The sequence below is a fragment of the Pseudomonas sp. A-RE-19 genome (assembly GCF_019956555.1).
In the GTDB taxonomy this organism is placed as follows: Bacteria; Pseudomonadota; Gammaproteobacteria; order Pseudomonadales; family Pseudomonadaceae; genus Aquipseudomonas.
Genome location: NZ_JAHBDQ010000035.1, coordinates 1 through 14,798, shown reverse-complemented (window position 1 = coordinate 14,798; position 14,798 = coordinate 1). Strand labels below are relative to the sequence as shown.

Annotated in this window: 5 protein-coding genes and 2 pseudogenes; 4 read left to right on the top strand and 3 right to left on the bottom strand. The window is 57.9% G+C overall.

The window, feature by feature from the left end; all coding sequences use genetic code 11:
• Positions 1–232 precede the first annotated feature (232 nt).
• Genes KGB14_RS20855 through KGB14_RS20845 form a run of 3 tightly spaced genes read left to right on the top strand, consistent with a single transcriptional unit; the run spans position 233 to position 4,669 of the window.
• Positions 233–1,954, top strand: a complete 1,722-nt coding sequence (locus KGB14_RS20855) for a type I secretion system permease/ATPase (protein ID WP_223488586.1) — start codon at positions 233–235, stop codon at positions 1,952–1,954.
• Positions 1,947–3,317 (top strand): HlyD family type I secretion periplasmic adaptor subunit, encoded by a 1,371-nt coding sequence (locus tag KGB14_RS20850; protein WP_223488585.1) that lies wholly within the window; start codon positions 1,947–1,949, stop codon positions 3,315–3,317. Before KGB14_RS20855 ends, KGB14_RS20850 begins: the two co-directional genes overlap by 8 nt.
• Before the next feature lie 2 nt (positions 3,318–3,319).
• Positions 3,320–4,669: a TolC family outer membrane protein gene (locus tag KGB14_RS20845; RefSeq protein ID WP_223488584.1), complete on the top strand. Its 1,350-nt coding sequence runs from the start codon at positions 3,320–3,322 to the stop codon at positions 4,667–4,669.
• Positions 4,670–4,827: 158 nt separating this feature from the next.
• Here KGB14_RS20845 and KGB14_RS20840 read toward each other — a convergent pair whose 3' ends face one another.
• Complete coding sequence (locus KGB14_RS20840) at positions 4,828–9,654, bottom strand: M10 family metallopeptidase C-terminal domain-containing protein (RefSeq protein WP_223488583.1); 4,827 nt, start codon at positions 9,652–9,654, stop codon at positions 4,828–4,830.
• Between the two features lie 570 nt (positions 9,655–10,224).
• Positions 10,225–10,638 carry a DoxX family protein gene (locus tag KGB14_RS20835; RefSeq protein ID WP_223488582.1) on the bottom strand — a complete coding sequence of 138 codons (414 nt, stop codon included), beginning with the start codon at positions 10,636–10,638 and terminating at the stop codon, positions 10,225–10,227.
• A 336-nt stretch (positions 10,639–10,974) separates the two neighbouring features.
• Between KGB14_RS20835 and KGB14_RS20830 the strand changes: the two are divergent.
• A pseudogene (locus KGB14_RS20830) lies at positions 10,975–11,196 on the top strand (NAD(P)H:quinone oxidoreductase); the annotation flags it as partial.
• A 2,268-nt stretch (positions 11,197–13,464) separates the two neighbouring features.
• On the opposite strand, the pseudogene KGB14_RS20825 reads toward KGB14_RS20830, so the two are convergent.
• Positions 13,465–14,297: pseudogene (locus KGB14_RS20825) on the bottom strand (inositol monophosphatase family protein).
• Positions 14,298–14,798 lie beyond the last annotated feature (501 nt).

Sequence of the window (14,798 nt, the reverse complement as noted above, 5' to 3'; positions counted from 1 at the left end):
CAAGCGATCATGGCACTGTGCAACATCCCCGCCCGTCACCCACATGAAAACCCAGCCCGTCGAACCGGCACTAACCCGTGGTTGCGCTGTCAGTAATTGGCGCCAGTAGCGACGAGGGTCGTCTCTGATAGCGGCACATCAGGCTACGTTTAGTGTTTCTCCCTGCCTTAGGGCAAAACGTTCGCGATGGATTGCGTCTTGGACCGACAACTCCATTTGCGGGCGACATTCTATGGGTTTGCTTCTCGATCCGCGTCATGACATTGATGCCGCTTTATTAAGCTATCGCCGGGTGTTCTGGGCGCTGGCGCTGTTCAGTGGCGTGATCAACCTGCTGGTGCTGGTGCCGTCGCTCTACATGATGCAGGTGTACGACCGGGTCCTCACCAGCCGCAACGAAACCACCTTGTTCATGCTCACCTTGATCGCCCTGGGGCTGTTCATGGTCAGCGCGCTGATCGAGTGGGTACGCGGCCAGGTGATGATTCGCATGAGCGCGGGGCTGGACGATGCCCTGGGCGAGCGGATTTTCGACGCCGCCTTCGCTCGCAGCCTGCGCGAGCACAACGCCAACCCGGCGCAGGTGCTCATCGATTTGGCGACGCTTCGGCAGTTGATCACCGGCCAGGGCCTGATCGCTTTGCTCGATGCACCCTGGCTGCCGATCTTCCTGCTGGTGGCGTTCATATTTCATCCCTGGTTCGGCGTGCTGACGCTGGTTCTCGCGCTGGTGCTGATCGGCCTGGCACTGTGGGGCGAGTTGGCGACTCGAACGCGTCTGGGCGAAGCCAATCAGCTGGGCGTGCAGGCGTCGATTTATGTAAACAGCACGTTACACAATGCCGAAGTCATCCAGGCCCTGGGCATGCTCGGGCCGTTGCGTCAGCGCTGGAGCCTGCTGCAGCAACGCATCATTGCCGCCCAGGCCCATGCCAGTGACCGCAGCGCGCGTATCACTTCGACGACCCGTTTCGTGCGCATCTCCGGGCAGTCGCTGGCCCTGGGCCTGGGCGCGTTGCTGGTGCTCGAAGGCCACTTGTCGGCGGGCATGATGATCGCCATGTCGCTGTTATTGGGGCGTGCCCTGGCGCCCGTGGAAATCGCCATTGGCTCGTGGAAGCAATTCAACTCCGGCCGCCAGAGTTATCAACGCCTGAGCCAACTCCTTGCCCAGCACCCGCGCGAGCCTCTGCGCATGCCTTTGCCGCCGCCCACCGGCGCGATACGCCTGGAACAGTTGTATGTGGGCCCGCCCGGTGCCTCGCAACCGATCCTGCGGGGTATCAATTTCAGCCTGGCCAAAGGTGACGTGCTTGCCGTAGTCGGCCCTAGCGCCAGTGGTAAATCGACACTGGCCAGGGCGCTGGTCGGGGTATGGCCGGCCATGGGCGGGTCAGTGCGCCTGGACGACGCCGAGATCAGTCAATGGTCCCACGACGCCCTGGGCCCGTACCTCGGATACCTGCCGCAGGACATCGAGCTGTTCGACGGCAGTGTGGCCGACAACATTGCCCGCTTCGGTGAACAGGACGCCGACAAGATCATCGCCGCCGGGCGTCACGCTGGCATTCACGAGATGATCCTGAGGTTCCCCAAGGGTTACGACACGCCGCTGGGCCCCGCTGGGCTTGGTTTGTCCGGCGGACAAAAGCAACGCCTCGGTCTGGCCCGCGCGCTTTACGGGCGCCCGTCGCTGATCGTGCTCGATGAGCCCAACTCCAACCTCGATGAAGCCGGAGAGCTGGCGCTGGTGCAGGCCATCAGTGCGCTCAAGGCTGCTGGCAGCACCGTGGTGCTGATTACCCACCGGCCTAATGTGCTGGCGGTGGTCGATCACATCCTGGTGCTCAAGGACGGCATTCAACAAGCATTCGGTCCCCGGGATCGGGTGCTCAAGGCATTGATGCCGGGGCCTAGACCGGCCGCGGTCGGGGGGGCTGGCGAAGATGGTTGATCTGCCCCCCGAGGCACAAACGTACAGCGAGCAGGGCCTGAGCGTGCGCAGCACCGCAGCGTTGCCCCGCGCCAGTACCGACGCCGGCGGTGCGGCACGCTATGGTGTGGGTTTCCTGGTCCTGACGCTGGGCGGCTTCCTGCTCTGGGCCGGCCTGGCGCCGCTCGACCAGGGTGTCGTGGGCAGCGGCACCGTGGTGGTGGCGGGCGAGCGCAAGGCTGTGCAGTCATTGGTTGGCGGGGTGGTGGAAAAGCTGCTGGTCAGCGATGGCGACCGCGTCACCCAGGGGCAGTTGCTGGTGCAGCTCAATACGGTGCAGGCGCAGTCGCAACTGGACGTGACCCTGGGCAAGTTGCTCAACGATCGCAGCGTCGAGTCGCGGTTGATTGCCGAGCGCCTGGGCTCAGCCGAGATCCAATGGCCCGCTGAACTGCTGGAACATGCCGACGAACCGCGGGTCAAGGCGGCCATGGCCTTGCAGAGCCAGTTGTTTCTGACTCGCCGCGCAGAGCTGGGCAGCCGCTTGCAGATCATCGAACACGAAGCCGCGGCATTGCAGCAGCAATTGCTCGGCTACGAAGGTGTCAAACGCAACTACGACGCGCAAATGCGCTTCCAGCAGCAGGAGCTGGAAGGCCTGCGTGATTTGGCCCGTGAAGGCTACGTTCCGCGCAACAAACTCTTCGAGGCCGAGCGCAACGCGGCCCAATTGGCCGGGCAGATTGCCTCCGGGGTGAGCGATGTCGGCAGGACTCGCCAGGCGATCAACGAAAGCCGGCTCAAGGCCCTGCAGGCGCAACAGGAATTTCGCCGCGATGCCGAAACCCAGCTCAGCGAAGTCTCTGCCGAGGCGGCAGGTTATGCCGACCAGATTCGTGCCTTGCAGTTTGAAGTCGAGAACGGTGCGATCCGCGCGCCGGTGTCCGGGCAGGTCATGGACGTGAGCATTCATACGGTCGGAGGCGTTACGCAGGCTGGCCAAAACTTGATGCAGGTGGTGCCGCTGGATGCGCCGATGGCGATCACCGCGCGTTTCGAGCCGCTGATGGCCAATAAGTTGCGCCCGGGGCTGCCAGTGCATGTGCATTTCACCGCGCTGCAACGGGTGGATACGCCGACTGTCACCGGCACGGTGACTACGGTGTCGGCGGACCAGTTGATCAATGAACAGACGCACCTGCCGTACTTCTCCGCCAAGGTCGAAATTCCCGCCGACACCGTCGCCTCGCTGCAGGCTGCCGGCCTGCTGGTGCGCCCCGGCATGCTCGCCGATGTCACGGTGGTGACGGGGGAACGCACCTTGATGAATTACCTGATGAAACCACTGCGCGAACGCTTGCTTGCGGCCTTCAAAGAGGAATGAGCATGACCGACCGTCGCCGCTATCGCTGCGGTGTGCTGCTGGGTTTGTGTACCAGTTGGGCCGCGCTCAATCCCGTGTGGGCCGCCGAAGGAGGCCTGAGCCTGACTGCTGCGTACGACGCCTCGCGCCTCAATGACCCGACCGTGCAATCGGCGGCCCATGCCTTTGATGCTTCGAAGCATGAGGAGGCGATCGGTCGCGGCGGCCTCTATCCGCAAGTGTCGCTGACGTCGCGTTATGGCTACGGCGGGCGTACCGATGGTGGCGACGACCGCGGCTACGTCAACAGTAATGATTACCAGGCCAACAACGTCACCCTTGCGGCGCAACAACCGCTCTATGACAAGGGGCGCTGGGCGGCGTATCAGGAGGGCAGGGCGCGGGGGCAATTGGGTACCCAGCTATTCGACGTTGCCGGCCAGACCCTGTATGACCGGGTGGCCAAAGGGTATTTCGACGTCGCCCGAGCCGAGAACGAGATCAAGTTGATCGCCCAGCAAAAGGCCGCCATTAATGGCTTGGTCACCCAGAGCAAAAAGCTTTATCAGGGCGGCCAGGGCGCGATCACCGACATCGATGAAGCCCAGGCGCGGCTCGATCTGGTGGAGGCCCAGGAGGCGGAAGCCCAGGCCCGTCGCGTGGCTGCGTTGCGGGCGTTGTCCGGTCGCGCCAGCGTGCCCATTGACGACATCCAGCCGATGCGCGAAGAACTCGCCACCGGTAGCCCGATTCCGCCGGAGCGGGATTTGCCGTACTGGACGGCGATTGCCCGCGAAGCCAACCCCGAGCTGGCAGCACGGCTGGCGGCGGTGAAAGTCGCCGAGGCGCAGGCCGACAGTCAGCGCGCCGGGCATTATCCGACCTTGTCGCTGACCACCCAGCTAACCCGTCGGGAAACCCGCCAGTATCAGGAACTCGATCCGCGCCAGGACACTTATTACGTGGGGGTGCAGCTGGATATTCCGTTGTATCGCGGCGGGGCGGTCCGCGCCTCGGTGGCGAAGGCCGAAGCACAATTGGCCGGTGCCCAGTCCGACTACGATGTGCAGCATCAACAGTTGGCCGAGGACATCGAAGCCGATTATCTGGGGGTCGTGGCCGGATTCGCCAAGAGCAAGGCGATGCAGCGGGCGGTGGAGTCCAATCAGCGGGCGCTGACCTCCACGGAAAAAGGCTTTCAAGGAGGAGTGCGCTCCACGGTGGACATTCTTGATGCCCAGCAGCGGGTGTTCCAGGCCCGCCGAGACCTGCTCAACACCAAGCTCGACATGCTGCAAAGCTATGTGAGCCTGCACACCCACACCGGCCAGATGAACCGCGCGGTGCTGGAACAGGTGCAAAGCCTGTTTTGAGCCGCAGGGTTGCAACCAGGTTCAAGATTGACGCCTGTGTGGCTGTCCTCGATTTTTGTGACACTGAAAATCCCTTGTGGGAGCGAGCCTGCTCGCGAAAGCGGTGGGGTGCCGCCACCTTCGCGGGCAAGCCCGCTCCCACAGGATGTGGGCTTGACTCAGGCTGTGAAATCACTGGCATGCAGTTCCTTGACGCCCACCAGTTCGAATTCGAACTCGGGGGTGGCGTCGGCATTGACACTGCCGTAGAGAATGCCATCGGCAAAGCGCAGTTGGCCGGTGGCGTTGGCAGGGTCGAAGGCGTTGCTGCCGATGAACGTGAAGGCGTCGACAGTGGGGGTCAGAGGGTTGGCGTCCAGGCCGGTGAAATCCAGATGATCGCCCTCGGTGCTCTTGAAACCGTTGATCACATCGTGCAACGTCCCGACGCCCATGTCCGACAGCGCACCAAACGCGTAGGTATCCGCGCCAGTGCCACCGGTAAGGTTGTCGGTGCCTGCACCGCCGATCAGCCGGTCATCGCCCGAACCTCCCACCAGCGTGTCATTGCCTGCACCACCGTTCAGAACGTTCGCGGCGCTGTTGCCCGACAGACTGTCGGCGTAGGCACTTCCCGTCAGGTTTTCGAAGAATTTCAAGGTGTCGAGCCCGGAACCCACGGTGTTTTGTTGCATTGACGTCGAGAGGTTTACGGTAACGCCAGACAGGGAGCGCTCAAAGGACACCGTATCAATGCCATCGCGCCCGTCCAGCACGTTATTGCCGGCCCCGGCGAACAGCGTGTTGTCCATCGCGTTGCCCGTGCCATTGGCGGCGCCAGTGCTATCGATATACAGCCGCTCGACGTTGTTGCCGAGGGTATAGGCCGCCAGTCTGCTGTGCACGCTGTCGACCCCTCCAGACACCGCATTGCTGTTGATCTCGATCACTGCGTCGTCGGCGTTGTCGACATAGTAGGTGTCGTTGCCATCGCCGCCGCTCATGCTGTCGTCCCCTGCGGCACCATCGAGCACGTTATTGGCGGCATTGCCGGTGATGAAGTTGTGCCGCTCATTGCCGGTGCCGTTGATGTTCGACACGCCGGTGAGCACCAGGTTCTCGAGATTGGCGCCGAGGGTCCAGCTGACCGAGGCCTGCACCGTATCGATCTGCGAGGTCGAGGTGTTGGTTTCCACCACGCGGTCGAACGCGTTATCGACCACATAGATGTCGTTGCCATCGCCACCGGTCATGGTGTCGGCGCCCAGGTGACCATCCAGTGTGTCGTTGCCCGAACTGCCCACCAGGGTATCCGCTTGGTCGGTACCGGAAATCATGTTCTGAGCGTTGTCGAAAATGTCCTGCACGCTGTTGTTGTCGTTAGGGTTGCCTTGGAAGCCAAGGTCATTGGCAATGTAGTCAGCCAGGCGCTGGCCGACGATCTCCGCCGACTCCTCATGCAGGTGCCAGACGTCGTCGGGATACGCCATCGGATCGACTTCGTGGCGCAAGGGGAGGTCGGTATAGTCCACCGCCAGCTTGACGTCGGTGCGCTCGGCGGCGATGGCTTCCTGGGCGGCGCGAACATAGCCAACCCCCTCGACGATGGAGGCAATCTTCTCTTCCGAATAACCACGGGCACGCGCCGCATCCTGCTCGTAGTGACCGGTTTCCATCATGTACACGCTGAAGTTGCCGAACTGGGCATGCAGGTAATCGAACACCTTCAGGGTCGCGGCCTTGTAGGCCGCTGCTGCCGCTGCTTTGTCCGTGGCGCGGCCGATCTCCTGGGCGGCTTCCTCGCCCTGGCCCCAAATGATGCCCATGGTGACGTTATTGATGGATTGCAGTTCGGTGAGCTGGTCCTGCAGCAGCGTCACGGCGCGCAACAGCGCAGCCCCGGGTTGGTTGGTGTCGGTCAGCCACCAGCACAACTTGAGTTCCTCGGCGCTGAGAGTCGACAGGCCGGTGACCGTGCTGCCGCCCACCGCGATGTCGATGCCGTTGCCATTGGCATCGGTGAACTGGCTGCGCACGTCATAGGGGGTGTAGCGGTCCAGGTCGTTGACCAGCATCGAGGTGCCGGACTGATTGTCGTCCTCCGTCATGCGCAGCAGGCGCGCATTGGATTGGCCGAGGGTAGGCAGGTAGAGGATGTCCTGCTGGGCGCGCGCGCCGAACACGAAGTCGCTGGCGGTCAGGGTGTTGAGGTAATTGCCGTTGAGGGCGATTTCAAAACGATTGCCATCGGCATCCGCTTCGGCGGACTTGATGTAGGTCTTGTCGCCGGCCGCGTTGAGGGTCACATACAGCGTGCCATTGCTGCCATCACCGAGGCCGAGAAAGCCAAGGCCCGAAACATCGATCTTGTCGACGCCCGCGGTGAAGTCATAAATCGTGTCGGTAGCCGTGACACCGCCGGTGTCGTAGTCGCGGTAGCTGTCGAGCATGTTGGTGTAGCGGAAGGTGTCGGCACCGTCACCGCCGTACAGCGAATCACGTCCGGCACCGCCGTCGACGATATCCGCGCCGGTGCCGGCCTTGATTGTGTCGTTGCCGCCGAGGCCGAGGATCAGGTCCGCACCTGCTGTGCCGTTGAGGGTCTCGGCGTTGTTGGTGCCGGTGATGGTGTTGGCGGGCGCATCGGCCACTACCAGGGCAAAGCTATCGCTGACCGATGCACCGGCCGGGTCCGTGGCTTTGACCAGCACGTCGTAATTGCCGGACGCGGTGTCGCTGGGTGTGCCGCTGAACGTACGAGTGGCTGCATCGAAGGTCAGCCAACTGGGCAGGGCGCTTCCATTGGCCAGTTTGGCGGTGTAGCTGAGGCTGTCGTTATCCGGATCGGTGAAACTGGTGGCCGGCACCACGTAGCTGAACGGAGTGTTTTCGGTCGCGTTCTGATCCAGCAGCGGCGTGGCCAGCACCGGCGCCTGGTTGGTCGGTGACGACGTGGCGAAGACGAAGTTGGCGCTGGTCAGCTTATCGAGGTAGTTGCCGTCCAGTGCCACTTCGAAGCGGTTGCCATTGGCGTCGGCGGTCAGGGACTTGATGTAAGTCTTGGTGCCGGTACTGTTGAGCACCACGTACACGGTGTTGTTCTTGCCATCCCCCAGGCCGGTGAAACCTATGGCCGAGAGGTCGATCTTGTCGGCGGTGATATCGAAATCGGTGATCAGGTCGCCAAGGTTGGCACCGCCGGTGTTGTAGTTGCGGTAACTGTCCAGGCGATTGGAGAACACAAAGATGTCCGCTCCGGAGCCACCGGTGAGGGTGTCCATGCCTGCGCCGCCGTCGAGCTTGTCGTCGCCCGCTCCGCCACTGAGGTTGTCGTTACCCGCCAGGCCGAGCAGGGTGTCGGCCGAATCGCTACCCAGCAGCGAGTCGCTGCCGCTGGTGCCGGTGATCACCCGATTAAAGATGAAATTACTGGCCGTCAGAGTGCTGGTCAGGTTACCCGAGAGGATCAGCTCGAAGCGATTGCCGCTGGCGTCGGCATCGTAGTCCTTGATGTAGGTGCGGTCGCTGCTGGCGCTGTAGCTGGCCTGCAGGGTACCGCCATGGCCATTGCCCAGTCCGGTGAAACCGAGGCCGGCGAGATCGATCTTGTCCTGGGTGACGTCGAAGTCGGTGATGGTGTCATCGAAGCTTGCGGTTGCGTTGCGGTAACTGTCGGACTGAGCGGCGAAACGGAACGTATCGGTGCCGGTACCGCCGGTGAGTTTGTCGATGCCTGCACCCCCCACCAGAATGTCGCCACCGGCGCCTCCATTGATGGTGTCGTTACCGGCACCGCCGTAGAAAATCTCGCTGGCGGTACTGCCCAGCAGGGTGTCGTTGCCAGCGGTACCTTGCACGGTAGTCATCGGCTCCGTGGCGCTGACGTAGCTGCCGTCACCATAGACCAGCGTGGCACCCATGCTGGTGTGACTGATGGTGTTGGCAATAATGGCGTTGCGATCAGTGCCATCTTCATTGCGCTCTGCAACACCGTAGGTCGACAGGTTGCTGCCGCTGATGATGTTGCCCTGAATGGTGTTATCGCTGCCGTTGAAGTACTTGCCGGACACACCCAGGGTGTCGTCGTAGGACTGGATAATGATCTCCGGTACGGGGCTGCCCAGGGAATTATTGTTAAGCGTGTTGTCGATGATCTCGACGTGGTTACTGCCGTAGATTCGGACCCCGTCACTGGCGTTGTCGTGAATGTCGACGCCTGCGACGGTCACCTCGCTGGACAGTTTGATCAGCACCCCCTCGGCGCCGTTGCCGTACACCTCTCCACCGGTGATGGTGATGTTGCTCGGAGAGGGAATGTCCTCGCTGCCGCGCTGCACCACGATGCCATTGCCGCCGTTGTCGTAGGCGACGTTATTGGTCATGGTGAAATCGTGGGTGCTGGTAACGACGTTGAAACCGTGCCGGTCGTTGTCGTAAGCAACGTTGTTTTCAAAGGTGCTGTTGCTGAGGAAGTCAGCAACGAAGCCGTCCAGGCCGTTGCCGTGGGACACGCTGTTCTTGATGACTATGTTGACGGTCTGCTCGTGGGGGTCGAAACCGTACCCGGAGCAATCCTTGATCTCGACGCTGTCGAGGGTAACGTTGGAGTCGTAGCCTGCTTCGCCGGGAATGTAGCCGTTGAACCAACCGTCGATCTTGCCCGTGGTGCTGTCACGGTTGCCATCGATGGTGAGGTTGCTGACGCCGAAGTCGTGGGTTTCCTCGCCATAGGCGGAGCGGATAATCCCCGTGATCTTGGTGTCGGAGCCGTCAGCCACTTTGACGGTGGTTGCGCCCATGCCGTCGCCGTACAGGTAGACGTTGCTCTTGAGCATCAGGCAGCCGTCGGAGGGTTCCGCACCTCCCGAAACGATATAAGTTCCGGTCGGCATATAAACCTGCCCCCCGCCTGCGGCGGCCGCCGCATCAATCGCACTTTGTACCGCCGCCGTGTCGTCAGTGATGCCATCTCCTTTGGCGCCAAAATTTTGTACATTGAAAATCATGAGCTTATCTCCGTATCAGGCGAAAACCTCGGTAGATGCCAATATTCCATCGACAGCTACCGTTTTATGGCCCAACGGAGCGCAAAAGGTGTGACCGCATATCGGGGAAGTGTCAAAAAACCGAACTAACTGATCAGCGGTTGTGAGGCGTCTCGAAAGAAATAACGTTCTGTTGACGCTCGCTCAGGTAGCGAGCGGTGCCCTATGGGAGCGGGCTCGCGAAGACGATGGGCCAGGTTCGATCATGGGATGTGCCTCGGCATGGGTATTGAATTGATGCCGAGGTGTTGAAGGAGCCTGCCACTGCAGGTTTTCAATGGAAGGAGGAGGTTGGGTCTACGGGAAGGCGGGGGGGATTTCAGGCTTGTCGCAGAAAAAACCGCCTTCGGGAAGGCGGCTTCTTCATTCAATCAAATCAAATCTGGAACTCGGGTCCTTGCGGGTCGACCTTGATATTCCATGTGCCGCCATAGCTGAACGAACGGCTTGAGGCAAAGGTATCTTCCCTGAATAGAAAGTAGGCGATCTTGCCGTAATTCCAAGCCATTGCCTTTTATCATGTGCATGCTGCTATCTGCCATCAACCGAATACTTGCCAGGACCTGTAATGCCCAGCAGCAGCAAGCCGCCCATGATGCTGAGATTCTTGAAATATTGGGTCATGTTGGCCGCGCGCTCTGGGTCAACCATAGTCCAAAAGTGATGCCCGATCAGAGCGGTACCGAGTACGAACAAGACGTAGAGAAATGCGAGTGGGCGGGTGTAGAAACCTACGACGATTGCTATAGCGACAAAGAACTCCATGACGACCGCAACCCCCGCAGCGACCATGGGCATGGGCGCGCCGAGTGAGCTCAAGTAAGCAACGGTACCGCTAAAGTTAGTCAGCTTGCTCCAGCCGGAAATGATGAAAAGGATCATTAGAAGGATGCGGGCGAGCAGGATGATCTCGTTTCTCTGATTCTCAAACAGGTTGTATCTCATGGTGTTCCGCCTGTGGACGCGAGAGAGGATGCGCAAGTAAGTCTGCTATTGAAGCCGCGCACTTTTAACACTAGCAGCTGATTGACAGACTGCTCTGGGACAGGGAAGGGCAATAGAAGCGTCTCTGTCTGCCAGCAGGTGGCATACGGAGCTGCTGGTGTTAATCCGCATGCCGTCAAAGTCTCTGCAATCGGATAGGTGTGAGCCGCAGTTTTGTTCGTGACCAAGCGCTACACCTGCCGCTGTGGTTCGTTGACAGTGGTGTAATCCAAGATCTTCCTAATTCATCGAATGACGCTTGATGCAGGAGAAAAATCATGGCGAAGGTACTGGTTCTCTATCCACAGCACGCTCCTGCATCAGGGGATGGTCATCGTGGGGGTGCCTTACACCTGTGCAGGGCTGACCAACATGAGCGAGATCACCGGCGGTACACCCTATGGCGCGACCACCCTGGCAGGCGCCGACGGTAAACGGCAACCGTCACAAAATGAACTGGATATTGCGCGTTTCCAGGGTAAACACGTCGCTGAGCTTGCAATAAAGATCGCGGGTTAACGCAAGCACATAAATGGGCGCACATGTTGCAGGACAGGAGTCGAGCTTTGCTGGCCTGTGTAACGTCGGGGGCGGATTTCACCATCGCGCTGCTGATGCGCGCTGGTGGCTTGGCGATAACCAAAGATTTCCTTCGGCGTTCTGTAAACGCTTGCCAGAAGCAGGACGTTCTGATCGATTCAAAAACTTAGTGTCAGGACGGAAAGGGTGACACTTATGGAAAAGTTCCGTCCTGACACATCATTTAACATAATATACATTATGCGATGTTTCATATACGGAGCTGAGGGGCTCTGCCAGTCAGATTTGAAACCTGGTGTCAGCAACCACTAATAAATGGAAAGCGCCGCCAAGGCCGTAACCATCTGTTTTAATTGGCTATATTTTTTACTGCCAACGTTTGCCTCCAGCCGTTTGGTCACAGATCGCCGGAAAGTCACTCTCTACAAGCCCCTGGATCATCGTTCTCGGCTTTTCCATTTAATAACGATTTTGCGCGAGCTCATATTTCCGCCGAACAATGACCATCACTCAAGTGAAAACCACTCTAACGCTATGAGTTTTATAAGATTATTCGTCTATTACTGCCTGGTAAGCTGAGCGTATGCCCGAGCGATACCGCGTTGAAACCCGCCCAATAGTCATAGATCAGCGGAAAAACAACGACTCAAATCTCTATTTTCCGCGTTATAACGACCATGTCTGGCCCGCATTCCACGGATTAGTGACCAATGCTTATTCGACGTCTTGCGCTAACGAATTGATTTTTCGTTACTTGTGGTGCTTGTTCCGCTTCGGCAGCGAAATTTCGCACCCAAAGGGTTTCCGTCGAATTCTGATCATGCTCAGTATTCAGCGGAAAATAATCGCGCTTTTGTGGCGCTACCGACCTCACATCGCAGCTTCCCGCGCTGACCCAGGAAGATTCTTTTATGGTTTTTGACGTTTTACAGAATGCCCGACTCAATATCACCGGCGAGATGTAGTCACAAACTTTTGAGGGACTTACATCGGTCAAATTTTACATGGCGCTTGAACTATCAAAATGGACACGGTATGCGTCGAGTGCCGTTGAAAGTGCGAATCCTGGCATCTAAAAATGCAATTGCAATCTCAATGGTTTACGCTCCACCATCTTTCTACCTGAGCGATTAGCACATTTAATTATGCGACAGGCAATACGTAAACTTGGATCTGCTTCGCTCGGCATTTGGCGACGGATCACCTTGGCAAACCCTTTGCGAATGTACAAGTCACTGTTTACTTCGTTCCCTCCCGCGAATTGATTTTGTCGGTTAAAAAGCGATTTTTTCAAATTCATGTAAGTAAAAATGATACAGGGGTATGAAACCACATTAGTACCGAGCCTGACGCCTCAACTGGCATTCACAAACGGAACACGGGACACTTACAAAAAATGAGTTCAAGTGCGCAGGCGAGCGGGTGGTCTTTTCCGTGCATTTTTACCTCAGCGAAAGCGAACCCAAGACCTCGCCCGGTCACCCATTCAACTGTTCCATGGTTGGTCCGAGGTTGCCACCTGAGATTTGTACATCTAATATAACGCGCGTATTGCAATCACTCGTGATGGTCATCATTGGACTTGGCAGTAGTCGACCCTCCTCATACAACACTTCTAACAGACCGATCTCAATCTGAACGCACGTTTGCATTTTCGGCTTTATGGTGGATGAGACTTAAACGCTCGAAAACTGAGCAGCATCAGGTCTGATGCATGATTTATACAATTGGGCATAGTCTACGGACCGACGCCCTGCCAATCGCACCGCTCTCTAACTTGGATAATGGGTTAACTCGACTAAACATCTATTTAGTTAAGTTAAGTTTAGTTTAGTTTAGTTTAAAGTAGTGTGAGTCGTATTCGACGGCAGTGTTCAAAAAAGCTACTATCTCGCATTAATAATCCCCCTACCCGTATATTGGACCGCCGATGCCATCGAAATAGTCCGACGCTTTTCTTTTCTTCCTGCAGGCGCCGCTCTTGGACGAGGACACACGTCTATTCCTTGCTCTTTTAGTGTAGTGGTTTGCCCGCAGGAGCTGAGCTCTCGACCCGGCTGAATGCCTCGATCGCGGTAGCTTTGACATCTTTATCGGAATTAATCGTCATCGGTTGGCCTCCTAGTTACCTTCCAATTCTCCTAATGCACGAAGCGCGCTACTGGTGAGCAGTCGGAGAATTGCCTGACACCTCAGGCGACAACATTGGTATGGCTTGACTATAAACGCCAAATTCAATGATTGCGTCTAAGCTTGGCTCTCCTTCGCTGTGAAAATACGATTCCAATCTCGAGCCACCAATGTCTGGCACGCGATCTCTGATCCCCCGAAGCAGCGTCTTGAGACCGTCTGCATGTTTGCTTCTGTTACATAGCAAATTGACTCACCATTTTCATTGAGCAAAATGCCACCCGCACCTCGCAACAACGCGTGTCCTGCAACGACGTCATGTGCAGAAACCGCGTACAGAGAAACTCCGCAGACGCCATCTCCTGCGGCGACTTTTGCAAGCCTATAGGCAATTGAGGGCATCGCAACAAAACTGCTGGGGGTGCAGAGCTCACGATTGATATCTGGCTTGATGATCGCGGCGGCACTCACCATCACGTGGGAGCTGCTCGACAACGCCAGTCCAGTAAGCTTTCTTGCTACTGGCTGTGTCCATTGCGTAACAAATCGGGTAGTCCCTCAGACCAGGCGATGCAATCAGGCGAGCCCTCAACAGTGACTGGTGCGTAGACCACGCCCAATACCGGAATTTGCTTATGCAGAAGGCCGACAGAAATGGCAGACCCTTTGAGACCTTTGAGAAAATCACTCGTACCGTCGTTAGGATCGACGACCCAACACCAGGAATGTCCCGTGAGGCTATGTCCGGTTTCCTCGCCCCAGAAGTCACAAGAAAAAAGTCCTAGAAGTTGCTGGCGTAGAACGCGTTCGATTTCTATGTCTACTATGGCCTTATCGCCCTTCCCTCGTGGTCCATTTACCCTCGCCCATTCCGCAATAAGTAGCTGCCCCGCGCGGATAACTACCTCGATAGTCTGAGTGAGTAGCATTGGAAGATCTGATTTGTGCATAGGGCTCTCAATATCGGAAGAAATACTGGGACGCTTGATGAGGGTTAGGCTGTCAGCTATGCAATTCAGATTTGTCTATGCATCCAGGGGGCATTCTCTGACCACATGTAATGGGTCGAAAATAGGCGTGTGCAGCCGCGGTCACCTTGAGGATTAAGGTTATGCTAGCCGCCCGCAAGGCGCCCAGTAGGTTCATGTTCTATTCCGAATTGCGAGGCCGCATCAAGAAATCTATGTGCTGCTTCATTAGATCTATTTGCCATCATGCGCTGAGCTTCGGCCTCAAATTGAGCCTTAAAAAACCACTTAGACGTTTTGACTTTACGTCTTCCTTTCATGGCCGCCTCTCGTGAACATTGTTGGGTAAGGGGACTTCATAAGCTAGAGCGAGGAGACGTGGAGGTCTCTTATACGCTCTGGGTGGAAAGCAGAAACCGCAAGAACGATCAAATGCTTCCCCCGTCCATTTGATAATGTTGCTCTAGCGTTCATGGAGGTTCG